We start from the raw sequence: 23,646 nt of genomic DNA, 5'->3' as shown, positions 1-23,646 counted from the left end.
AAATACATAATTATGTCTACAAGCGTACAAAAGATTGATCTGAGCCTTCCGTACAAGGTGGCAGATTTCAGCCTGGCTGAATGGGGCCGTAAAGAGATTAGACTGGCTGAAGCGGAAATGCCGGGTCTTATGTCCCTGCGTGCTGAATATGGCGCTTCTCAACCTCTGAAAGGTGCACGTATTGCTGGCTGTTTACACATGACTATCCAGACTGCCGTATTAATCGAAACCCTGGTTGCCCTGGGTGCTGAGGTACGTTGGAGCTCTTGTAATATATTCTCTACACAAGATCACGCTGCTGCTGCTATTGCTGCTGCAGGTATCGGTGTTTTTGCCTGGAAAGGTCAAACACAGGAAGAAGCGGATTGGTGTATTGAACAAACCCTGTTCTTCGGTAATACCGACCGTCCTTTGAACATGATCCTGGATGATGGTGGTGACTTAACCAACATCGTATTCGACAAATACCCTGAATTAATCCAGAACATCAAAGGTTTAAGTGAAGAAACCACTACCGGTGTGCACCGTTTATACGAAAGAATGGCAAAAGGTACTTTACCAATCCCTGCCATCAACGTAAACGACTCTGTAACTAAGAGCAAATTCGATAACAAATACGGTTGTAAAGAGTCTCTGGTAGATTCTATCCGTCGCGCTACCGATGTAATGATGGCTGGTAAAGTAGCTGTTGTTGCTGGTTACGGTGATGTGGGTAAAGGTTCTGCTGCTTCTTTACAAGGTGCTGGTTGCCGTGTAATTGTTACAGAAATCGATCCTATCTGCGCATTACAGGCTGCTATGGACGGTTTTGAAGTGAAGAAAATGGTAGATGCTGTGAAAGAAGCTGACATTGTAGTAACTACTACTGGTTGTCGCGACATCATCACTGGTGTACACTTCAAACTGATGAAAGATAAAGCCATCGTTTGTAACATCGGCCACTTCGATATCGAAATTGACATGGCATGGTTAAACGAAAACTACGGTAAAACCAAAGATACCGTTAAGCCACAGGTGGATATCTATACTATCGATGGTAAAGATGTAATCATCCTGGCAGAAGGCCGTCTGGTTAACCTGGGCTGTGCTACCGGTCACCCATCATTTGTAATGAGTAACTCTTTCACTAACCAGACTTTAGCTCAGTTAGAACTGTGGACTAACAGCAAAAACTACGAGAATAAAGTATATGTGTTACCTAAACACCTGGATGAAAAAGTTGCCCGTTTACACCTGGCAAAAATTGGTGTAGTGTTAGATGAATTAACTACTACCCAAGCAGAATACTTAGGTGTTCCGCAATATGGTCCGTTTAAGGCAGACCACTACAGATACTAGTTCTGTTTATCTTATATACAAAAGGTTGGTGCTACACTTAGTAACACCAGCCTTTTTTTATTTGCCTGGGGCTTGTTATTATATCACAAACAAGGCATCTATTCTATCCAGACGTTGTTTACCAATTTCGGTAGCGCAAATCCGGTTGTCAATTACTGCCAGGCCATACAGGAAGGGTATTTTTGCAGGTTCGATACTTTCCGAATCCAGGTCTTTCGCCCAGTCGCTGCCATAAGAAAGAGTATAGTTGTCACGCAATGCTTTCAGCAGTTCAATAGCATCCATATCATCCAACCACTCAGGCTTGGCATATAAACCAATGGCTTTCCCCAGTTTGGTTCTTTGCACTATCTCCTTTTCTTTAGGTTTAGCAAAAAACAATCGAAAATACATATAAAGACCACCAAATACCAGGCAATAGCTAATGCCGGTCGCCATCTCACTTCGAGAAGCGTATTTAATATCGTCCAATAAAAACCCCAGGGATACCAACGCAAATGCAGCTGTGATCATACGCATATAATAGGCAAGTATGCTTTGCCAGCTAAGCCTTATAAAAAATCCCTCACGCTTTCGCCATCCGGTTTTGGCCATTACTATTATAGAGTGCGTGGGAATCAGTAAGCCGGTAGCAAAGCGGGTTTCTATCCACTGATTACCTACTTTTTTTATTTTACCCGCATATAGGTAACCACGTCGTGACGGTGGCTGTAATGCATTCACAGCCATCAGCAGTAGATCATCCATGTTTATAAAGGTTTAAGGAATATCAAATATAAAATATAAAAAACATATCAATATCCCTAAAATCTGCTCCCTGGAGCTACTCCGTCCTTAAACTCCTTACCGGGTTAGCCACAGCCGCCTTAATAGCCTGAAAGCTGATAGTAAACAAGGTTACCAGAATGGCAATAACACCTGCTGCTGCAAATACCCACCACGGAATATCTGACCGGTACGCAAACTCTTTTAACCAGCGGTGCATAAAGAACCAGGATAACGGAACAGCTACCACAAACGACACCAATACCAGCTTTAAAAACTCTGTAGATAACAGATTTACAATGTTGCTAACAGACGCTCCTAATACTTTGCGTACGCCTATTTCGCGGGTACGTTGTAAAGTGCTGTAGGAAGCCAGCCCTAACAGGCCCAGGCAAGAAATAAATATAGCCAGAATGGAGAAGTTGAAGAACAGTTTACCAAACTGCTTTTGCCCACGATACTGTTTATCAAAATATTCATCCAGGAAGAAATAGTTGAATGGACGTTTAGGTATTAACACTTTCCATTTACTTTCCAGTTCAGCAATCACTTTTGAAGCACTTTTTGCACTTACTTTCACAGAAAGCAATTCGCAGTTCTGCGGCTCTATCCGTATGCTCAAAGGTTCAATTTCCCGCAGCAAGGAGCGAAAGTGAAAATCTTTTACCACTCCCACAATAGTTCCTTCCCTGCCCCATTGTTTAAAATGTTTACCAACAGCATCCTTTGCACTGGCAAAGCCCAGGCGCTTTACTGCTTTTTCATTTAATATCATTGCCTGCGTAGTGTCTGCCCCAAAGTCCCTGGAAAATCCACGGCCTGCAATGATCTTCATTCCATATTGATTCATGAAATCAAAATCGACGAAGTAAGCATTCAGGTTAGTTACCTGGAAGGCACCCTGCTGATTTTGTATTTCAGAATAGGCACTGGAATTGCCTCCACCCGGCACAGAAGCTGATAAAGACACAGACTGCACTCCAGGAATACTCGCTACAGCATTTTTAAGCGCTTCCTGCCCCTCATCGCCCCGCGTTTCCAATACCAGTATCTGGTCTTTCACAAAGCCCAGGTCGCGGCTGTTCATATAATTCATTTGCTTATACACAATAATGGTAGCTACCATTAAACAAATAGAGATAGTAAACTGAGTAACTACCAATCCTCTTCTTAAAATAAGTCCTTTAGCACCCGAACTAAACCTGCCTTTCAACACGGCTATAGGTTGAAAGTTAGACAGCACCAGCGCCGGGTACAGCCCCGCCAGCAATCCTATGCCTAAAGAAGCCACCAGCAACAGCAACACCTCCGGGCCATTATGAAATATATTTACACTCACCTTTTTGCCTGCCAATTGGTTAAACAGGGGTAACAGGCATCCTGACAACAACAAGGCAAATAAAAACGCTGCAATACAGATTAATAAAGTCTCTCCCAGGAACTGGCCTGCCAGCTGTGTTTTTTGCGCCCCCGCCACTTTTCTGATACCTACTTCTTTTGCCCTCTCCGTAGCGCGTGCAGTTGTAAGATTTACGAAATTGATACAGGCTATTAGTAATATAAAAACAGCTACCACTGAAAATATGTATACATTGGTAATGCTACCAGTTTCCATACCTTCCCGCTTAGAATGCAAGTACAGGTTCTTTAATGGCTCCAGTATATAGGTAGCATGCATCTGCATTTCATCTTCCATTTTTCCTATGCGCCTTTTTACAAACCCGGGAAACTTCTTATTTAAAGCAGCTGCGCTTACACCTGGTTTCAGCAACATGTAAGTAACAGCTCCATAGTTGCCCCACATTTCATCCCGCTCCTGATGATAAGTAGACATAGAAAGGAACATATCGGCCTTTAGCTGTGTGTTTTCAGGCATATCTGCCAATATCCCGGTTACTTTGGCTGGCTTCTGCTCGCCGGTTATCAATACAGTCTGGCCTATAGGGTTTTCATTACCAAAATACTTTTTGGCACTGCTTTCAGTGAACACTACACTCCACGGTTCTTTAAAAGCCTCGGCTGGATTCCCCTTTGCCAGTTTATAATCAAATACCTGCAAAAAATTAGAATCCACAGCAAGGGCTTCCGTTTCCTGAAACTTTACATCGCCACGTTTCACCAACAGGTTATCGCCACTTACCCTGGTACAGCTTTCTATCTCCGGGAATTCAGCTTTTATAGCAGGCCCGATAGCCCAGGAGGATATAGCTACATTCATTACATCTGAAGGCGTTTTAACATCCGTTGATAGCCTGAAAATCCTGTCCTTCTTGCTATGAAAACTATCATAACTCACCTCAAACTTCACATACAGGAAAATAAGAAAGCAAGCAGTTAATCCTACCGCCAACCCCATAATGTTGATAAAAGAGAAGACCTTATGCTTAGTAAGATTACGCCAGGCTACTTTAAGATAGTTTTTAAACATTCCGTTGGTTTTAGGTTTCTTCAGTATTACAGTAAGTTAGAATCCCCTTTTCTGTAGCGCATAATATGCCAGCTTATATTTTAATGATTATCAGCAACATACGCACTTTTATTCCTGCTAGCTGTTCGCTTACGATACAACTTTCTGTTTGTTAATGTTACATCTGTGTTGTCTGGAAGTAGACAGATCAAACCAACTTGCAAATACACTTATAAGTGAATAACTTTGTGCAAGTCACATAATACTTGTTATGAGAAGTAAAGTAGCAATCAAAATACAGGAAGAAACACCACTTGAGGTACGCACCTTTATGCGCCTATACACCGATATAGTAGTACGTATCAATGAAATTTTGGCAAAAAAGGGGCTTACTCAAGCCGATCTTGCTCATAAACTTAACAAGCAGCCATCTGAAATTAATAAGTGGCTAAAGGGTAATCATAATCTTACTTTAAAAACGATAGCAAAGCTGGAAGCCGAGCTGGGAGAAGATATTATTTTTACTAAACCATCCTGTTAACAAAGCATGCACGAAACGCTTATACGGCATATCCGCAATTATGTTACGCTTACCAATGAAGAAGTGAATACACTGCTTCCCTTCCTGCGTACAGATTGTATTCCTAAAAAGCACCTGTTGTTAAAAGCCGGGCATGTTTGCCAATCGAACTACTTTGTTAGCAAGGGATGCCTGCGCATGTACTTTTTACAAGAGGAAACCGAAGCAGAGCAAATTACCCAGTTTGCACTGGAAAACTGGTGGCTCACAGATAACATGAGCCTGTTGCTGCAAACGCCTTCTCAATTCTATATTCAGGCAATAGAAGCTTCCGAAATAATAGCGATAGACAAAAAAATGGAAGACGAATTGTTTAGCCAATTGCCACAGCTGGAACGTTATTTCAGACTTATGTTGCAGCGGGCGCACGGGGCTTCACAGTTAAGGATAAAATACATTTTTGGCTCCACAGGGAAAGAACGTTATCATCATTTTGCCAAACTGTTTCCTGATTTTATGCAGCGTATTCCACAATACATGCTGGCATCCTACCTTGGCTTCAGTCCCGAGTTCCTCAGCAAAATAAGAGCGCAGAAAGAGTAACCTGGCAGCGAACCTATCTCTTTTCTTGAACAAGTTCAAGTTTTTGAAGCGCCATCTGGCTGCAACTTTGGGTTACAAAATCAGTAACACAAAAACTTAATTTATGAAACAGAGAATGTTAATTGGAAAAGTTGCACCAGAAGCCTATAAAGCCATGATTGCTTTTGACTCTTACATGGAAAAAACCAGCCTTACTCCCATTCAGAAAGAACTGATAAAAACAAGGGCTTCTCAAATAAATGGTTGTGCTTATTGTATTGATATGCATACAAGAGACGCCCGCAAGTATGGCGAAACAGAACAAAGATTATATGCACTTACTGCCTGGCGCGACACTCCTTTTTTTACAGAACAGGAACAGTCCATATTAGCCCTTACAGAAGAAGTAACCCTCATCAGCAATCATGTATCTGATGCCACTTACGATAAAGCGGTGGAAGTATTGGGGGAAGCAGTAACTGCTGATGTAATTATGGCAACCATTATTATCAATGCCTGGAACAGGATAGGCATTAGCACACATATGCAACCTGCTTTACAGAAATAATAAAAATGAAAAGTGTAAGTAAATAGCCTTCTTCTAAAAGCAAGCCATTCACTTACACTTTGTTATTTCATATATGCCTATGCAAGCTCTACTACCATGGCACTGGCACCACCGCCGCCATTACAAATACCAGCCGCCCCGGTTTTAGCACCATTCTGGCGTAATACGTTGATAAGGGTAACAATAATGCGTGCTCCGCTGGCACCCAGTGGATGCCCTAACGCCACAGCGCCACCATTCGTATTTACTTTGGCAGCGTTTAAGCCCATCTTTTGAATATTAGCCAGCCCTACCACAGAAAAGGCTTCGTTTAACTCAAAATAATCCACATCATTCATTTGAAGCCCTGCTTTGGCTACTGCCTTAGGCACCGCCAGTGCCGGTGTGGTGGTAAACCACTCAGGGGCTTGCTCAGCATCAGCATAGCTGCGGATGATGGCAAGGGGTTTTATTCCCAGTTCATCTGCCTTTTCTTTGCTCATGAGCACTACCGCTGCTGCGCCATCATTCATGGTGCTGGCATTAGCGGCAGTTACTGTACCATCCTTTTGAAAAGCAGGTTTTAGCTCTGGTATCTTGTCAAATTTCACATTAAATGGTTCTTCATCACGACTAAACAGTACCGGATCGCCTTTCCGCTGTGGAATAGGAACTGGTACTACTTCTTCGGTAAATTTTCCGTTTTCCCAGGCGTTTTGGCTACGCTTATAACTTTCTATAGCAAAAGCATCCTGGTCTTCCCGGCTAAAATGGCATTCACTGGCGCATAATTCCGCCGCATTGCCCATAGCATATTGATGGTACACATCCGTAAGGCCATCTTTAGACAAGCCATCGGTGAGTGAAATATCTCCGTATTTGTTGCCCCAGCGGGTTTGGGTAGAATAATAAGGCACATTGCTCATGCTTTCCATACCGCCGGCCACTATAACATCCGCATCACCCAACAATATGCTTTGAGCGCCTTGGGCAATGGCCTTCATACCACTGGCGCATACTTTATTTACTGTGGTGCAGATAACCGAATCAGGCAAACCCGCAAATTTGGCTGCCTGACGTGCCGGGGCTTGCCCCAGGTTGGCCTGTAGTACACAGCCCATTAATACTTCTTGCACCTGGTTGGGTTGAATACCTGCTTTTTCCACTGCTGCTTTAATAGCAATAGCTCCCAGGCGGGTGGCAGAAAAATCTTTCAGCGTTCCTCCAAAGCTTCCCATAGGTGTACGCACTGCTGAAACTATATATACCGTTCTTTTATCCATATGTCAATCAATTTTAGTAAAGATAACATTTGTTAGTTACCAAAAAAGAAGGCGAAATGTTATAAAAGAAACAGCGCCTGACATACGGGGATGTACAGACGCTGTTCTTACTATTGGTAAATCCAATGGTCCGCAGCCTTGCGGCTACAAACGATGGATTCCACAAAAACTATTTGTTTTTACCGATACAGTTTAAGTCGGTAAATGCTTCTTCTAAACGGGAAACAAAAGTGTCTTCGCCTTTTCTTAACCAAACACGTGGATCGTAGAACTTCTTGTTAGGCTTATCAGCACCTTCCGGGTTACCCAGCTGGCCTTGCAAATAACCTTCGTTCTTTTTGTAGAAGCCTAAAACGCCTTCCCAGAATGCCCACTGCATATCGGTATCAATGTTCATTTTGATAACACCGTAGTCCAGTGTTTCAGCAATCTGGTTTTTAGGAGAACCGCTACCGCCATGGAACACAAAGCTCACTGGCTTGTCGCCAGTTTTGAAATGCTCCTGGATGTAAGTCTGGCTGTTTTTCAGGATGTCAGGACGTAATTCTACGTTACCCGGGCTGTAAACACCATGTACGTTACCAAAAGAAGCCGCAATGGTAAACAGCGGGCTTATTTTACCTAAAGCTTCATAAGTTTCAGCAACTTCTGAAGGCTGTGTATATAATTTAGAGTTTTCAACACCAGAGTTGTCCACACCATCTTCTTCACCACCGGTAACACCCAGTTCTACTTCAATGCTCATACCCAGTTTGGCTATTTTCTTGAAGTATTCAACTGAAATTTCAATGTTTTCGTGCAGTGGCTCTTCGCTCAGGTCTAACATGTGTGAGCTGAACAGGGGCTGACCGTTTTTAGCTTTAAAATCTTCACCGGCAGCAATTAAGCCGTCGATCCAGGGTAACCACTTTTTAGCAGCGTGGTCGGTATGTAAAACTACAGGTACACCATAGTATTTAGCTACGTTGTGTACGTGTAAAGCACCGCTTACGGCACCGGCAATATTTGCCTGTAATTTGTCGTTAGGCATACCCTTACCAGCAAAAAACTGGGCGCCACCATTGCTAAACTGGATAATTACGGGAGACTGCACCTTGGCAGCGGTTTCCAGAACGGCGTTAATAGAGTTGGTACCAATTACGTTTACAGCAGGTAGTGCAAATTTATTCTTCTTTGCATCGTCATATAAAGCTGCTAATTCTTCGCCGTGCAACACGCCGGCACTGTACTTGGCCATTTTAAAAATTTTTTAGTTTTAGAATAAAAAGCTTACCATACACTAAGCGGTGCAAAATAAACGCATTAAACACGAACATTCAAACCAAATAAATGACACAGGTTTTACCATAATAGCGCAAACTGCTTATTTTTGCTCCCCGACCCTCTTTTTAAATTAAAATTTCGGATGAAAAAAGAAGAAGATTTTGAATCGAACCTGGCTGGTGAAGCTGACAATAACGCGAACCCGCATTCTGACTCTGGTGAGGCCAAGGAAAGATGGTTCAGAAGATTTAGCAAGGGTATCCACACTTCCACATCGGAAAAGAAGGAAACTCCCGAGGGATTATGGAGCAAATGCCCGGAGTGTAATTACATCTGTACTACTACCGAACTGGAAGAAAGTTTGTACGTATGTCCCAAATGTAACTACCACCACCGCATTGGCAGCGAAGAATACTTCGACCTCCTTTTTGACGAGCAGGAATTTACCACGCTGTTTGAAGATATATATAGCAAGGACTTTTTAGGTTTTACCGATCTGAAACCTTACCAGAAACGCCTGGACGAAATTCATTCCAAAACCGACCTGAAAGACAGTATGCGTGTTGCTTCCGGTAATGTGCATGGCAAAGGGCTGGTGGTAGCGGCTATGGATTTCGAATTCATTGGCGGATCGTTGGGTAGTGTAATGGGTGAGAAATTTGCCCGTGCAGTAGATTATTGCATCGAGCACAAACTCCCTTACCTGGTAATATCCAAAAGTGGCGGTGCCCGTATGATGGAAAGCGCCTTCAGCTTAATGCAGCTGGCAAAAACATCCGGTAAATTATCGCAGTTAAGTGATGCAGGCTTGCCCTTTATTTCGCTGATGACCGATCCTACCTTTGGTGGTATCTCAGCCAGCTTTGGTATGCTGGGCGACTTAAACATTGCCGAACCAGGCGCCTTAATTGGTTTTGCCGGACCGCGTGTAATTAAAGAGACCATTAAAAAAGACCTCCCTCCTGGATTCCAGCGCAGTGAGTTTTTACTGGAACATGGTTTCTTAGACTTTATTGTAGACAGAAAAGTTCTGAAAGATAAACTGGCCCAGGTAATAACCTTATTCCAGGGTTAAACCGGCCGGTATAAATTTTGCACCTTCCCGCCCCTGAAGGCGGGATGGTTTTTTATATAGCATGGCTAAAGAAATGAATAACAGGCAGGCGTATTTTCACTACTACATAGAAGATAAATATGTAGCAGGAATAGTACTGCTGGGCACCGAAGTAAAAAGTATAAGAGACGGAAAAGTTAGCTTTAACGACGCCTTTTGTCTATTTGACGATGGCGAATTATGGGTACGAGGTTTATACATTGCCGAATACAAACTGGGCACTACCAATAACCACATTGCGGTTCACGACCGTAAACTGTTGCTTACCAAAAGAGAACTCAAGAAACTTACGTTAAAAATGAAAGAAAAGGGATATACTATTGTTCCTCTTCGTGTATTTTTAAACGAGAAAAACCTGGTTAAAGTGGAAATAGGTTTGGGTAAAGGCAAAAAGCTTTACGACAAACGCGATACCATCAAACAGAGAGATAACGACAGGGAAATGAAACGTTACCAATAGTTACTGTTACGGGTTACGATTGTTAGCATGATTCTTGAATAATTCCGCAAAACCACTTTTCAGGCATGAAATGTTTGTATACTTGTTTCTACATGGTGGCATTGGTGTTTATTCACCTTTTTACTCCCGTTTCAGTTCAGGCACAAAGCATTAAAGGTAAATGGTATGGCGTTGGCAATGTAAGCACCAGCTCTAACACCAGTAACTACCTGTGCGAGTTCATTTTAGAACAAAAAGGCAATATCATCACAGGTGAGTTTAACTATTTCTTTCGTAACGGTTATTTCAGCAACAAAATCAAAGGCACCTACAATGCTGATAAAAGGCTGCTGAAAATAAAATTCATTCCTATCATATTCCACCAGACAGTAGATGCGGCTATGGGCGTGGAGTGTACTATGGAGGGAGAATTTACATTAAAGGTATCCCGTGTTGAAAGCACGCTTACCGGCACATTCCAGAGCGATGAAGACCACAAATACACCTGTACACCTATCAGCATACGCCTGACCAAATTATTAAAAGAAGTGCCGTTTAAAACCCTGGTAGAAAACGACATTGAACAACAGGAAAAAGATACGTTGATTAAACCACTGGAGTCTCCTACCCTGAAATTGGAACGTGATGCATTGATACAGTTGAACATGCGTACCAAAAAGGTAGTGAAAGAGCTGGAAGTAACAGAAGACTCAGTTAAGGTTGACTTATACGATAATGGCGAGTTTGACCACGATACTGTTTCGGTGTTCTACAATGGCAAACTGGTTCAGTTGAAGCAACAGTTGGAAACCCGCAAAGCCATCACATTTAAAGTGTTTGTAGATGATAACCCGGCCAATAATGAAATCATTATGTTCGCTGAAAATCTGGGTGAAATTCCACCGAATGCAGCCTTAATGGTCATCAGTGATAAAACCCATCGTTACGAAATTAATCTTACCAGTAACTTCCGGGAAAGCGAAGCCGTACGACTAAAAAAAGCGGCACCGCCGGTGAAGAAGTAGAAAAGTTAAAAGAGTTATCAATTGAGAATAAAAAGAGGGCAGGATTTGAGTAATCCTGCCCTCTTTTTTTAGATGCCATTTGCCCATGTTTCTTATCTCCACAACCACTTTTCCATTCTCTGTTAAACACTCGCACCTCTCTCCTATACTTCCCCCACTAAGGAATCGTATTGCCCCTATGGCAGGTATTACAGGTAACTTTATTGGCAAAACGGGCACTGTCTTCCGGAGCCACATCATCCATAAAGTACTTTTTATTAATCTCGTTAGTCATAGTCATCATCATACGGGTAGTTTCTTTTTCATGCTTTTCATCGCTGCTAAAATCCATTCTGCCACCTTCTTTGCTGGGTGCATGACAAAAGCCACATTTTACACCCAGGGCTTCATTAAAGCCGCGCATAATGCGATCAAGACTGTCTTTACTAATGTTTTGGGGTAGAATTTTTAAATTCCTTTTGCGGGGTTGTTCTGAGGGTTTGTAAGCAGCCATGCTTAACAGGGCAAGGGCACATAAGCTCACCACAACCGCCGTTTTTTTACGGTGGAGACTAAACATATCATCAATTTTGTTTGAAAATAATAAACGGCTGTAATAATAGCCGTTATAATAAACAAAAAGCCTGTTTACGTCGGTAAACAGGCTTTTGATACGGTAGTAAAATAACTAAGACAGAACTACAGGTTCTTTTTCCTGGCCATTTTTAATATTCTGATAGCTGTTTTTGCTGGCTTCAATTAATTTCAGTACTCTTTCACGCACATCGCCTTTTAAACCATCTATCTCATTTTCAAATATCTCTTTCAGTTCATCCAGTTCTGCATCAGCCGAACCTCTGAAACGACGAATTCTTCTTTTCAGGTTATCTGCACCTTCTGCAATTTTACCGCGTGTTTCTTTGCCAGATGCAGGCGCTACCAGTAAACCAATAGCAACACCAGCTACAACACCAGATAATGCTCCAACCAAAATTTTTTGTACGCTCATAGGAAAAGTCTTTTATAATGAATAATAGTGTTTGCTATTCATTACCCAAGAACAATGCCAGCCTCCTTCTCTTCCATCCACTTCTTACGACCATAACCTTCAAAAACATGGCGTTCGCTATGATAGGAAGAACGTACCAACGGACCGCTTTCAACATAATCAAAACCCAGTTGATAGCCTATTTCACGCAGTTCGGCAAACTCATCGGGATGCACAAAACGATGAACAGGTAAGTGCTTTTGAGTAGGTTGTAAATATTGACCTAAAGTGATTACATCTACATTTACAGCTGCCAGATCTTCCAGAGTTTGTACTATTTCGTCTTTGGTTTCGCCCAAGCCAAGCATAAGGCCGGTTTTGGTGCGCATACCACCTTCTTTTAACACTTTCAACACTTCCAGGCTACGTCTGTATTTGGCCTGAATACGCACCTGGCGGGTAAGTCTTTCCACAGTTTCCATATTGTGGCTCACTACTTCGGGCGCTGCATCTATAATGCGCTGGATATTCTCTACCTGGCCTTTAAAATCAGGCACCAGGGTTTCCAGGGTGGTATCGGGATTCAGCGATTTTACTGCTTTAATGGTGTTGTACCAGATAATAGAGCCGCCATCTTTCAATTCGTCTCTATCTACACTGGTTAAAACGGCGTGCTTCACTTTCATTAAGTGAATCGCTTCCGCTACCCTTTGTGGCTCATCCCAGTCCACCGCATCCGGTTTGCCGGTGGCTACGGCACAAAAACCGCAGCTACGTGTACAGGTATTGCCTAATATCATAAATGTAGCGGTGCCGGCTCCCCAGCACTCTCCCATGTTAGGACAGTTGCCGCTTTCGCAAATGGTATGTAGTTTATGGGTATCAACAAGGCCGCGAACATGCTTATAGCTCTCGCCAATAGGCAGTTTTACACGCAGCCAGTTTGGTTTTTTAGGCCTTCCATCCGCCGTAACTATCGTTTCCTCCGTCGTCTTCGTAACTATCGGTAATTCCTGCATAATCAACAAAATTAAATCACTTTCTCTTACCAAACACCAGGGCAACGTAACCGTTGAAGAAAAACTTCTTATCGGTATCTCCCACCATAATTGGCATATTCTGCGTATAATACTCGGCGTTTACCCCAATTTCAATGGCGGATAACAGCTCATTAAACCGTCCATAATCGAAACGTAAGGCTGCACGGGCATGAATACCAGGTACAAATTTAATTTTTCCAAAGCCTTTAAAAAGTCCGCTGGCGCCATCAATTAGCGTAGGATCCAGGAAACTGACAGGATCATCTGTATAGCGGATATCTTTAGAAACACCTTCGTTAGGGTAGTACACACTCAGGTAATAGGGTTTTAACATACCGGCAATTAAACCGCCGCCATACACAGCCGACACCGCCACTCCGTTTTTATTGCCTTTGCCGCCAATTAAACGTTGCTGGCCCAATCCTAATTTAAACTGGTAAAGATTATTTTGTTTGCCGAAGACATATGGGTTGCCAATGTAATAGCCTCCCAGCGAATTGGTTCTTTTTTCCTGCTTATTGCTTTGGTGTTCGCCCAGCTCCATCCACCATATATCCGTGCGGGTAATGGTTTTGTATTTACCATGTTCATAAAAAATACCGTAGCCGTCAGTGTTTAGCTTAATACCAAAAGCTCCTTGTTTAGAGAAGATAAGGGCCCCCTCCTCTTCTTGTTTTATCAACTGGTTAATACGTTGTTTCCGTTCCTCTTTCTTCTGATCTTTAGTCTTCTTATCCTGCCCAAAAACAACAACCGTAATAAGCCCCATCAGGGCAACTAGAATGGTTTTCTTCACAACGAATTATTTGATAGCCGTAAATTTAGGCAAAAATTTATCCAATGACTTCAGAAATAATTTATAAAGGACAGCTAAGAACTGAAGCCCGACACCTGCAGAGTCAAACCGTCATTGAAACAGATGCTCCGGTAGATAACCAGGGCAAAGGCGAACGTTTTTCCCCTACAGACCTGGTAGCTACCGCCTTGGGAAGCTGTATGTTAACAATTATGGGAATCAAGGCCCGCGATATGGAAGTTGACCTGGAAGGCACTACTGTATCTATCACCAAAGTAATGGCAGCCGACCCGCGCCGTATTAGCCAGGTGAAAGTGGTGTTCAGCTTCCCTGCTACCCTGGTAATAGATGATAAAAACAAAACCATACTGGAACGTGCGGCTCATACCTGCCCTGTGGCCAAAAGCCTGCACCCTGATATTGTTCAGGATGTGGTATTTAACTGGTAAGCATCTGGCTGCGCCTAACGGCAGCCAGTCTATTTATATCACAACAGCCGGCTTTAGAAGCCGACTGTTGTGTTGTCAGCTGCTACTGTTTTTAAGCAATGTGTTTCCTACTGCGCAATCAAGACATTGTTTTTTGCTGCAATACAGGTTTTTCAGTTCAATCAAAGCCTGTGAGTCCATAGCATTCACCGCTTCTATATTTTGTTGCTGCCAGTAAGTAATAATACTATTCTCTTCTTTAGGGGTTTGTAACAGCCATGCCACTGCCCTCTCCTTAATGAGCTCATCATTCATATGCAAACCATAGGCAAACAATATTGGCACCACTGTATTAATCACAATATTGTTTACCAGCGCCTTTCCCATCTTCTTAGGCAAATATTCAGCAGTTTCCCGCATGGTATAATGATAATGCCAGTAATCGTTGGCGGTAACATCAAAAAAACAGGTTACCTGCTGTAGTGAATCAGCATCACGAACAAAGGAGAACAGGTGATGTGATTTATGAATAAGCATAGCCAGCTGCGCTAGGCGTACGGTAGGAAAAGCCGCAGGACGCATGCGTAAGTAAGAAACTTGACCTTTAATAGTGGGCAATGAATACTTGTGCTTTAAATAACGATACTCTTTTTGCAGCATTTGCTCGTAAGTACCTGTAAATGTTTCTGACAACAAATTAGCCTGCCCCAGCAATAAACACTCCAGCTGGTTTATTTGTCCTTTATGCCTGGCCAGCACATTCACTGGTATAGACCTTGCGACCGTTTCAAAGAAAGTTGCATTCACTTTCAATCCAAAGTTGCGGGCCAGCAACCACCAGAACACTTCTTCCCAGTGATTATTGGAAGCAGTTAAAAACTCCAGTATCTCTGCCGATTTACGTGTTAATCGTTCTACAGCCAACCTTTCTTTCCAGGCGGTCCAGCTTATATCGGACAATACAGGTAATAAACTGCTGCAACCCGGCAAATCCGGTGCCTCCATCAGTTTCTGGTATTGCTGCAACATTAATGTAGAAACCAAAGGTTGTAGTTCCAGCACAGGAATTTGCCGGTTACCAAGTGAAGCGGCTGGTTTTGGATGTTGCCATACTACATGCAACACCACATTATCGTAGTGGCTATCTGGCGAGTGCCTATGCCTGTCCCAATCTGTAGTTTGAATATGCAGTTCTACATTCCCTGCCCATGTTTTATCGCGAATACGGATACGTGCCTGTAAGAAGTCTGGCCCCTGGTTTACATTAAGTATACCCGTTTGAATCACTTCTATGGGCTCACCTTCTGTAGTATAGGCGCTTTTGTAATTGAAGTAGCGGTGCAACCATATAAACTGTAATAGTTTTTCGGTAATAATGTTAGCTGTATGCGGTGCATGAGTTAGCATAAGCAATCGTTGATTTTAACTCAATATAAATCAACATGTTTATTATTTTACAACACACTCAAATCTTTTAAGGCCCGCACCACCCTGCTTACAGGCAATCCCATCACATTATAAAAATCGCCCTCTATACTTTTAATACCTACTACGCCAATCCATTCCTGTATGGCATATGCGCCTGCCTTATCATATGGCTTATATTTATCTACATAAAAAGCAATCTCATCTGCGCTCAAATAATGAAACTCCACATGTGTTACATCATAAAAAGAAATTTCCTTTTCCTGATGCAGTATCACTACACCGGTAATAACGTCGTGTCGTTGCCCTGCTAAATCAGTAAGCGTATCTATAGCATCCTGCCTGCTTTTGGGCTTTCCTATTATTCTTTTGCCTAATACCACTACAGTATCTGCCGCTAGTATCACAGGCGAATCAACAGCCGGTTTTTCACTTTGTAATTGCTCCCGCACTGCCAATGCTTTTTGCCGCGCTATATGAACAGGCACTTCTGCAATAGCCATGCTTTCCGGATAGGTTTCCGCAGTTTCTTTTACCACAATAGTAAAAGGCACTTCAGCCCATTCCAGTAATTGTTTCCTTCTAGGAGATTGGGAAGCCAGTATAACCTGTTGTTGCATACAAACAAAAATAAGTATCAGGAATAAATAAGAAAGAAGCTCATGGACAATATACCGGTTAGCATCACCAGCTTGATTAAACTGCTTAGCTTATGATATTCTGACGGACTTTGAGCCGTAGTTAACTTTTTGCCTACGGTAAGTAAAGGGCCAATAATAAGCACTACCGCATATATAACACTAAACCACCAGCCAAAGCGCATTACATATGCCTGGGTGGTAACAATCAAAGCAATTAACACTACCAGCCAAACAGCCACAAACACTTTAGCGGCATTATAGCCCCATACAATAGGCATGGTTTTGCAACCATATCTTCTGTCGCCTTCTACATCTTCCATATCCTTCACTACTTCACGAATCAACGATATAATAAAGGCAAAGCTGGTGTATAAAACCGTTAGGCGGAAAATTTTATCAATTTGCAGATTGCCTGCACGGCTCTGGTAAATAAAAAACTGGTTACCCTCAAACCAGGTAAGCGCAATAATAGGCCATGCAGTAATGGCCGAAACCATGATGTTGCCTATTAAAAACTTCTTCTTTAAAGTAGTGGAATAAAAAAAGAGGAGGATAACACAGCAAAAAGCGCTGAAGCCTGCTATTTTACTGCCCGAGCGTAAATCCACATACAAACTGAACAGGATACCCAGCACACTTAGAATAATATGCCAGGCCAGCGCCCAACGCCTTCTGATAACACGGGCAATAATCACTTTATCCGGTTTGTTTACCTGGTCTATATTCAAATCGAAATAATCGTTGATAATATATCCTGCTGCTGCAATAAACACATACGATAAAATAATCAGCACAAAACTGACGCCCTGAATGTTAGGCGTTAATGCGGCCCGCTGAAATATGGGTTGCAATACGCAATACTTGAACATTACCTGCGTAAGTGCTATAAACACAAGGTTAGGCCACCTTACCAGCTTCAAAAAAGCGCTCAATAATTTCAAGTACAATAGGTTTTATTGCGATTTAATTTGTGTGTCAGTCATCCAGTCGCCACGCAGCTTCAACACCTTCTCTATCACATCTCTGCCACAGCCTTCTCCTCCTTTTAACGGGGAAATATAACGGGCAATACTCCTTATTTCTGCCACTGCATCTGATGGACAACAAGGCAAAGCTGTAAGCTGCATTACTTCATAATCCGGAATATCATCCCCCATAAACAACAGCTCTTCTGCTTTCAGCTGATGCTGTTGCATATATTGTTGCAAACATTCCAGCTTATTCTCCACTTTCATAAAAACGTCGGTGATACCCAGGTTATTCAGTCGTTCTTTTACTTCAGGGGAGTTGCCACCCGAAATAATCACCACCTTGTATCCCCTTTTAATAGCCAGCTGCAAAGCATACCCATCTTTAATGTTCATACGCCTGGCCATTAATCCGCCGGGCATTACCAGCAGCATGCCATCGGTAAGTACGCCATCCACATCAAAAACAAAAGTGGTGATGGGTTTAAATAGTTCTAATACATTCATCCTACCTGTTATTTCTGATTATCACGCCATTCATATACCCACGCACTCTGAATCATCTCCAGGTGTCCTTCTGTACTTTGTTCACGCGTGCCTTCAAAGTTAGGCACCTCCAATATCCATTCCAGCAAATCGGTAAAACGAATACGATAAATTTTACCCTCATTAAACTCCGCACCAAAGCGCTCGTATAATTTCATAGCAATATCTTCATGATCGCTCCAGTGAATAGGAGGTTCAAAAGTGGCCATATTCTCTTATTTTAATGTGGTAGTAGTGTTTATTCACCTAAAAACTGTGTTTGATCGGGCAAGGTTATTTCCAATGAACCGCTACCAGGCTTCAACACGCACTGACAGCCTAAGCGGGAATGAATGCGCGGGTTTACCGCCCTGTCAATGAAATCTTCTTCCCTGTCTGTAATCTCCGGGATAAACTCCTCGCCTTTGTCAATGTACACATGACAGGTGCTACAAGCACAAACTGCACCGCAATTATGATGTAATTCAATACCATTATCAAGGCATATTTCCAGCAAGCTTTGGTTAGACGCAATATTTTCCAATACTACCGGTGCTAATCCTTTCTGCTCAAAATTCACCTTAATCTGATACATGAATCATTCTAATTTGGGCAGCAAAAGTAGGGATAATGTGCTAAAAATGAGGAAGACGCTCACCTGGGAAACAGGCCCACATTTTCTACGAACAATTGTTTGTTTTATTCAAACAAGCCCTTACATTTGCAATCCATTAACAAACGGAAACGATTGCTTGCTATAGATAGTCTCCCCTCTTTTTGACGGGAGACTTTTTTTATGTTTATATCCCGGCAGCGTTACTTTTTAACCGGGTTATTAATAATGCAATCTGAAATATTCACGTACAACTCTATCAGCTCCGGGTAGGGCTGTAAAATCTGTAGATGCTTTTCTATTGTTACCATATCCCTTCTGGCAGCAGGGCCTGTTTGCACATCGGCAGCCGAATAGTGATGTAAGCGTCCTGAAGTTTCTTCTATTAAAGGTAACAGCACTTTAAAGTCAATACGCTCCTGTTTACAAAACACTTCTGCCTGTGCATACAGGTAGTTGGTGAAATTATTGACCAGCACAGCCGCCACATGTAATTTAATACGTTGCGCATCGTCTGCATGGCCTGTTATGGAAGAAAGGGTTTCCGCAAAACGCAGTATCTCCTGTTCTACCTCCGGCGTATTACCGTCAGTAAACAGGGGTATTACCGGGTTGCTATTCATATTCTTACGCAAACTTTGTAAGGGATACAGCACGCCATAACGGGTAGAGCAGGTTTTCAGTAACTCAATAGAACCTGCCCCGGTAGTATGTACTACCAATTGCTTGTCTAATTGAAGCCCGCTTGCTATTTCAGGCAATGCAGAATCAGAAACCGACAATATATATATATCCGCTTCTTTATTCAGTTGCTGTATACTATCTGCTGCCGTTGCTCCTAATTCGCCTGCCAGCTGCCCAGCATTGTCCAGGTTACGGCTGATGACCTGTAGCACCTGGTGCCCCGCTTTTACTATTTTCTTGCCCAATACGGTATTAACATTACCGGATCCTATTAAAACTACCTTCATACTATGCCGCTTTAAGTGTTACTATTCATCGGTTTGATGTAAGCAAGTAACGAAATTATACTTCGACTTCCCAGCTATTAATAATCGCAGAGTCTAATATGCCCCAAAAGGGAAAAAATGGAGTAATTATAAAGCGTTAAAACTGAATACCTTATTTTTGAAGGGCTTACAATTTCGTTGGCTAAACCTTAAACCAGGATGAAATTACTTGTTCAAATAGCGAAAGGCTATTACAGGGCCAAGTTCAGAGCACTTGGCAGTGTGTCGCCCCGGATAGCAGCAGATGCCGCTTTCCAGCTATTTTGTACGCCTTATAGTGGCAAGCCTAAGCGTGAAATGCCACCCGTTTTTCAGCAGGGAACCTCCCGCTCATTTACCTTTAACAATTTAGAAATCAACGGGTTTGAATGGCTTCCTGCTCAATTGGAAACTCGTGGTACTGTTTTAATCTGTCATGGCTTTGATAGTTTTAGTTACCGGTTTGATGCATATGTAACACTTTTATTACAGCAAGGCTTTCGCGTACTGGCATTTGATGCACCCGGGCACGGCATCAGCGGTGGAAAAACGCTGAATATTGTAGAGTACAAGCAGATTATACTATATATAATTGCCCAATACGGACCTGTTTACAGTATTTTGTCCCACTCCATAGGTGCATTGGCCGTGGCATTGGCGGCGGAAGAACTGCAACAGCCTAACGTAAAACTGACTTTAATTGCCCCCGCTTCAGAATTGTCACGGGCGGTAAAACAATTTACACATATTTTTCCGCTGGCTCCGGCCAGCTACCAGGCTTTTGTAAACCGGCTGGAAACGGCAGGTAGTCACCCAATTCATTGGTTTTCAGTGAACCGGGTGGTACAAAGCCTTACTAATCCCGTTTTGTGGTTGCATGATACGGAGGATAGAATTTGTCCGTTTGCAGATACAGATGATACCCGGTTAAAAAAACTCTCCCACGTGCGTTTTATTGAAACAACGGGCCTGGGACACAGCCAGATATACCGGGAGGAGTCGATTCAGAAACAAATTATAGATTTCACTATCTATTGAAAATAAATGTAACATTGTTTGTCTTTTAATTGATTGAATTAATATTGCAGCATGGCAAAGAACCTTCTGATAGTCGAATCACCGGCGAAAGCCAAGACCATAGAAAAAATTCTAGGGGGTGATTTTGAGGTAAAAAGCTGTTACGGGCATATCCGCGATCTGGAAAAGGATGATATGGGGATAGACCTGAACAACAATTATACCCCACGTTATATGGTGCCCGAGGATAAAGAAAAGGTGGTAAAAGAGTTGAAGTCACTTGCCAAGAAAGCCGATGAGGTTTGGTTAGCATCGGATGAGGACCGTGAAGGGGAAAGCATCAGCTGGCATCTGGCTGAAGTCTTGGGTTTGGATCCCGTAAATACCAAACGTATCGTTTTCCATGAAATTACTGCACCTGCCATTAAAAAGGCAGTAGCCAGTCCACGCCGTATTAATATGGACCTGGTAAACGCACAGCAGGCCCGCCGTGTGCTGGACAGGCTGGTAGGTTTTGAATTAAGCCCGGTTTTATGGCGTAAAATAGGTATGCAACGCAGCCTGAGTGCTGGTCGTGTACAAAGTGTGGCGGTAAGGCTGATTGCCGAACGCGAACGCGAAATCAACGCTTTTAAATCAGAAAGCAGCTATAAAGTAGAAGCTTTTTTCAGTGCTAAAGATATTAATAGCAAATCGGTAACCTTTAAAGCGGATGGTCCTGCTAAAATAAGCAGCCAGCAAACCGCACTGCAGTTTTTAGAGAGCTGTAAGGGTGCTGCCTATAAAGTGGCCGATATACAGGTGAAACCTGCCAAACGCACACCTGCAGCTCCGTTCACTACCTCTACCCTGCAACAGGAAGCATCCCGCAAACTGGGCTACAGTGTGAGTAAAACCATGCTGCTTGCTCAAAAGCTGTACGAAAGCGGTCAAATCACCTACATGCGTACGGATAGTGTAAACCTGAGTGATACCGCTATGGGGGATATCAGAAACGAGATTACACAGAGTTACGGTAACAATTACTATCAGTCACGTCAATATAAAAACAAAAACGAGAGCGCACAGGAAGCGCACGAAGCCATCCGTCCTACCTATATGAATGCGCATACGGTAGATGATCAGGATACACGCCGCCTGTACGAGCTGATATGGAAAAGAACTATCGCTTCACAAATGAGTGATGCAGAGTTTGAAAAAACCATTGCCAAAATCAGCATCTCTACCAATAAAGACCAGTTATCTGCTACCGGTGAGGTGATGAAGTTCGACGGCTTTTTAAAGGTATACCTGGAAGGTAAAGACGAAGAGGACGAAGAAGATACTGACGGTATGCTGCCACCATTAACAGTGAGCCAAACGCTGGACTTTACTAAAATGACAGCTACCGAAAAGTTCACCCGTCCTGCACCACGCTATACAGAAGCATCGCTGGTAAAGAAAATGGAAGAACTGGGTATTGGCCGTCCATCTACCTATGCGCCTACCATTTCTACCATTATGAAACGTAACTATGTAGAAAAGCGCGATAAGGAAGGAGTGAAAAGAGACGTGAACATACTGGAGCTGACGAAGAAAGATGAAGTGAAGAAAGAAGTGATCCAGGAAAATACCGGTGCAGAAAAATCAAAGCTGTTCCCTACCGATCTGGGCCTGGTGGTTACCGACTTTTTGAAACAACACTTTCAAAAGGTAATGGACTACAACTTCACCGCTAAAATTGAAGAAGAGTTTGACGAAATAGCTGGCGGTAAACTGAAATGGAACAATATGATTGATGGGTTTTATAAACCCTTCCACAGCAATATTGAAGTTACCCTGGAAACTGCAGAGCGCGCCAAAGGAGAAAGAGAACTGGGCGTAGACGCAGCCAGTGGTAAAAAAGTAATTGCCCGTATGGGACGTTACGGCCCAATGGTACAGATTGGCCACCAGGATGATGAGGAAAAGCCACGCTTTGCCAAGTTAAAAGCCAGCCAGAGTATAGAAACCATTTCTTACGATGAAGCTATGGAGCTGTTTAAACTGCCTCGTATGCTGGGAGAGTTTGAAGGTTCGGATGTAAGCGTAAATATTGGCCGCTTTGGCCCTTATGCCGCCCACGACAAAAAGTTTTATTCACTGAATAAAGAAATGGATCCTTACAGTGTTACACTGGAAGAGATAGCGCCGATGATTGCCGAAAAACGCCAGGCAAAAGACGAACGCACTATTAAAGTATTCGAGAAAGAAAAAATACAGGTATTGAAAGGCCCCTATGGCCCTTATATCAAACAAGGCCTGCGCAACTATAAGCTGAGTAAAGAACAGCAGGAAAGAGCCGCAGAACTTACCATTGAAGAAGTAAAAGCTATTATTGAAGAGCTGAAAGCCAACCCGCCTAAAAAGGTGGCCAGGAAGAAAAAAGCTAAATAGACTAAAAGCCCGCGTAATGCGGGCTTTTACTTTGCTACCTTACCGCTTTTTGTTTTATTTGAACGGTTATAGTTTAATTTTTTTATCAGTAGCGGATGTCACACATCATCGTCCTCATCCTCTTCTGTGTCTTCCCATTCCAGGTCTTCTACCTCTTCATCCGTTAAATCATTTTCATCAAGATCTTCTTTATCAAGCGGTAAATCAGGTTCCGCCTCTTCTATTTCTTCATCCTCCAACTCTTCCCAGTCTTCCTCATTTTCATCTTCGTCTTCCAGCTCATCGTCCTCCTCTACAGGGGAACTTCCTCCTGGCATATAATATTCCTGAAAATCGTATATCCCAAAAGAAGATGTCAAGTTCTGTTCCTCCAGGTTTTGCATAAAATTGTTTTTGATGGGTGGTATAAATGTTTTTTCATAACTATTACTATATACAAAAACATCGTTCCATACCATTACCGCTTGTATAGGTGTATATAAAAATCCCTGTAAGAACACGCTTATAACCAGAGCGACTTCTTACAGGGAATGTATTGT

At 42.7% G+C, this 23,646-nt stretch carries 26 protein-coding genes; 10 read left to right on the top strand and 16 right to left on the bottom strand.

What is annotated here, in order from left to right:
* Positions 1 to 12: 12 nt before the first annotated feature.
* A complete protein-coding gene (gene ahcY, locus FLA_RS08660) occupies positions 13 to 1,338 on the top strand; it encodes an adenosylhomocysteinase (protein ID WP_076381126.1) in 1,326 nt (441 codons plus the stop codon).
* Positions 1,339 to 1,416: 78 nt separating this feature from the next.
* Here the strand turns inward: ahcY and FLA_RS08655 are convergent, their stop codons facing one another.
* Both FLA_RS08655 and FLA_RS08650 read right to left on the bottom strand, forming a co-directional pair.
* Positions 1,417 to 2,085: a hypothetical protein gene (locus FLA_RS08655; RefSeq protein ID WP_076381127.1), complete on the bottom strand. Its 669-nt coding sequence runs from the start codon at positions 2,083 to 2,085 to the stop codon at positions 1,417 to 1,419.
* Between the two features lie 76 nt (positions 2,086 to 2,161).
* Positions 2,162 to 4,531 (bottom strand): ABC transporter permease, encoded by a 2,370-nt coding sequence (locus FLA_RS08650; protein ID WP_076381128.1) that lies wholly within the window; start codon positions 4,529 to 4,531, stop codon positions 2,162 to 2,164.
* A gap of 250 nt (positions 4,532 to 4,781) precedes the next feature.
* Here FLA_RS08650 and FLA_RS08645 point away from each other — a divergent pair, with 250 nt between their 5' ends.
* The 3 genes from FLA_RS08645 to FLA_RS08635 all read left to right on the top strand — a co-directional run bounded on the left by FLA_RS08645 (position 4,782) and on the right by FLA_RS08635 (position 6,180).
* Positions 4,782 to 5,051, top strand: coding sequence for a helix-turn-helix domain-containing protein (locus FLA_RS08645; RefSeq protein ID WP_076381129.1), 270 nt, complete (start codon positions 4,782 to 4,784; stop codon positions 5,049 to 5,051).
* Positions 5,052 to 5,057: 6 nt separating this feature from the next.
* On the top strand, positions 5,058 to 5,633 hold the full coding sequence (locus FLA_RS08640; protein ID WP_076381130.1) for a Crp/Fnr family transcriptional regulator: 576 nt from the start codon (positions 5,058 to 5,060) through the stop codon (positions 5,631 to 5,633).
* A 103-nt stretch (positions 5,634 to 5,736) separates the two neighbouring features.
* Positions 5,737 to 6,180: a carboxymuconolactone decarboxylase family protein gene (locus FLA_RS08635; RefSeq protein ID WP_076381131.1), complete on the top strand. Its 444-nt coding sequence runs from the start codon at positions 5,737 to 5,739 to the stop codon at positions 6,178 to 6,180.
* Between the two features lie 77 nt (positions 6,181 to 6,257).
* Here the strand turns inward: FLA_RS08635 and FLA_RS08630 are convergent, their stop codons facing one another.
* Positions 6,258 to 7,442, bottom strand: a complete 1,185-nt coding sequence (locus FLA_RS08630; RefSeq protein WP_076381132.1) for an acetyl-CoA C-acyltransferase — start codon at positions 7,440 to 7,442, stop codon at positions 6,258 to 6,260.
* Positions 7,443 to 7,611: 169 nt separating this feature from the next.
* Complete coding sequence (fbaA, locus tag FLA_RS08625) at positions 7,612 to 8,679, bottom strand: class II fructose-bisphosphate aldolase (protein ID WP_076381133.1); 1,068 nt, start codon at positions 8,677 to 8,679, stop codon at positions 7,612 to 7,614.
* A 168-nt stretch (positions 8,680 to 8,847) separates the two neighbouring features.
* Between fbaA and accD the strand changes: the two genes are divergently transcribed.
* From accD to FLA_RS08610, 3 genes are all read left to right on the top strand, one after another.
* Entirely contained in the window at positions 8,848 to 9,780 is a 933-nt protein-coding gene (gene accD / locus FLA_RS08620; protein WP_076381134.1) for an acetyl-CoA carboxylase, carboxyltransferase subunit beta, read from the top strand.
* 61 nt (positions 9,781 to 9,841) lie between these two features.
* Positions 9,842 to 10,279: an SsrA-binding protein SmpB gene (smpB, locus tag FLA_RS08615; RefSeq protein WP_076381135.1), complete on the top strand. Its 438-nt coding sequence runs from the start codon at positions 9,842 to 9,844 to the stop codon at positions 10,277 to 10,279.
* 65 nt (positions 10,280 to 10,344) lie between these two features.
* A complete protein-coding gene (locus tag FLA_RS08610; RefSeq protein ID WP_144264112.1) occupies positions 10,345 to 11,283 on the top strand; it encodes a hypothetical protein in 939 nt (312 codons plus the stop codon).
* Positions 11,284 to 11,440: 157 nt separating this feature from the next.
* On the opposite strand, the gene FLA_RS08605 is transcribed toward FLA_RS08610, so the two are convergent.
* The 4 genes from FLA_RS08605 to FLA_RS08590 form a co-directional block, all read right to left on the bottom strand.
* Positions 11,441 to 11,842 carry a c-type cytochrome gene (locus tag FLA_RS08605; protein WP_076381137.1) on the bottom strand — a complete coding sequence of 134 codons (402 nt, stop codon included), beginning with the start codon at positions 11,840 to 11,842 and terminating at the stop codon, positions 11,441 to 11,443.
* A gap of 108 nt (positions 11,843 to 11,950) precedes the next feature.
* Entirely contained in the window at positions 11,951 to 12,271 is a 321-nt protein-coding gene (locus FLA_RS08600; RefSeq protein ID WP_076381138.1) for a YtxH domain-containing protein, read from the bottom strand.
* Positions 12,272 to 12,312: 41 nt separating this feature from the next.
* Positions 12,313 to 13,269 (bottom strand): lipoyl synthase, encoded by a 957-nt coding sequence (gene lipA, locus FLA_RS08595; RefSeq protein ID WP_076381323.1) that lies wholly within the window; start codon positions 13,267 to 13,269, stop codon positions 12,313 to 12,315.
* Positions 13,270 to 13,285: 16 nt separating this feature from the next.
* On the bottom strand, positions 13,286 to 14,086 hold the full coding sequence (locus tag FLA_RS08590; RefSeq protein ID WP_144264113.1) for a hypothetical protein: 801 nt from the start codon (positions 14,084 to 14,086) through the stop codon (positions 13,286 to 13,288).
* A 44-nt stretch (positions 14,087 to 14,130) separates the two neighbouring features.
* Here FLA_RS08590 and FLA_RS08585 point away from each other — a divergent pair, with 44 nt between their 5' ends.
* A complete protein-coding gene (locus FLA_RS08585) occupies positions 14,131 to 14,535 on the top strand; it encodes an OsmC family protein (RefSeq protein WP_076381140.1) in 405 nt (134 codons plus the stop codon).
* A gap of 75 nt (positions 14,536 to 14,610) precedes the next feature.
* Here FLA_RS08585 and FLA_RS08580 read toward each other — a convergent pair whose 3' ends face one another.
* The 7 genes from FLA_RS08580 to FLA_RS08550 form a co-directional block, all read right to left on the bottom strand.
* Positions 14,611 to 15,921: a DUF2851 family protein gene (locus FLA_RS08580; protein WP_076381141.1), complete on the bottom strand. Its 1,311-nt coding sequence runs from the start codon at positions 15,919 to 15,921 to the stop codon at positions 14,611 to 14,613.
* Positions 15,922 to 15,968: 47 nt separating this feature from the next.
* Positions 15,969 to 16,559, bottom strand: coding sequence for a Maf family nucleotide pyrophosphatase (locus FLA_RS08575; RefSeq protein WP_076381142.1), 591 nt, complete (start codon positions 16,557 to 16,559; stop codon positions 15,969 to 15,971).
* 17 nt (positions 16,560 to 16,576) lie between these two features.
* Positions 16,577 to 17,521, bottom strand: a complete 945-nt coding sequence (locus tag FLA_RS08570) for a geranylgeranylglycerol-phosphate geranylgeranyltransferase (protein ID WP_076381143.1) — start codon at positions 17,519 to 17,521, stop codon at positions 16,577 to 16,579.
* A 12-nt stretch (positions 17,522 to 17,533) separates the two neighbouring features.
* The gene (locus FLA_RS08565) at positions 17,534 to 18,055 is read right to left on the bottom strand and encodes a KdsC family phosphatase (protein WP_076381144.1); all 522 of its coding nucleotides are present in this window, start codon (positions 18,053 to 18,055) and stop codon (positions 17,534 to 17,536) included.
* Between the two features lie 8 nt (positions 18,056 to 18,063).
* On the bottom strand, positions 18,064 to 18,303 hold the full coding sequence (iscX, locus tag FLA_RS08560; RefSeq protein WP_076381145.1) for a Fe-S cluster assembly protein IscX: 240 nt from the start codon (positions 18,301 to 18,303) through the stop codon (positions 18,064 to 18,066).
* Between the two features lie 29 nt (positions 18,304 to 18,332).
* The gene (locus FLA_RS08555; protein WP_076381146.1) at positions 18,333 to 18,668 is read right to left on the bottom strand and encodes a 2Fe-2S iron-sulfur cluster-binding protein; all 336 of its coding nucleotides are present in this window, start codon (positions 18,666 to 18,668) and stop codon (positions 18,333 to 18,335) included.
* 221 nt (positions 18,669 to 18,889) lie between these two features.
* On the bottom strand, positions 18,890 to 19,657 hold the full coding sequence (locus tag FLA_RS08550) for a Rossmann-like and DUF2520 domain-containing protein (RefSeq protein WP_076381147.1): 768 nt from the start codon (positions 19,655 to 19,657) through the stop codon (positions 18,890 to 18,892).
* A 198-nt stretch (positions 19,658 to 19,855) separates the two neighbouring features.
* Between FLA_RS08550 and FLA_RS08545 the strand changes: the two genes are divergently transcribed.
* Both FLA_RS08545 and topA read left to right on the top strand, forming a co-directional pair.
* Positions 19,856 to 20,713: an alpha/beta hydrolase gene (locus tag FLA_RS08545; RefSeq protein WP_076381148.1), complete on the top strand. Its 858-nt coding sequence runs from the start codon at positions 19,856 to 19,858 to the stop codon at positions 20,711 to 20,713.
* Between the two features lie 51 nt (positions 20,714 to 20,764).
* The gene (topA, locus tag FLA_RS08540) at positions 20,765 to 23,107 is read left to right on the top strand and encodes a type I DNA topoisomerase (RefSeq protein WP_076381149.1); all 2,343 of its coding nucleotides are present in this window, start codon (positions 20,765 to 20,767) and stop codon (positions 23,105 to 23,107) included.
* Positions 23,108 to 23,205: 98 nt separating this feature from the next.
* Here topA and FLA_RS31430 read toward each other — a convergent pair whose 3' ends face one another.
* Positions 23,206 to 23,565 carry a hypothetical protein gene (locus FLA_RS31430; protein WP_159445154.1) on the bottom strand — a complete coding sequence of 120 codons (360 nt, stop codon included), beginning with the start codon at positions 23,563 to 23,565 and terminating at the stop codon, positions 23,206 to 23,208.
* Positions 23,566 to 23,646: the final 81 nt, after the last annotated feature.

Origin of the sequence: Filimonas lacunae, assembly GCF_002355595.1 — a bacterium.
Lineage (GTDB): Bacteria > Bacteroidota > Bacteroidia > Chitinophagales > Chitinophagaceae > Filimonas > Filimonas lacunae.
This window is presented reverse-complemented; position numbering and strand designations above follow the sequence as displayed.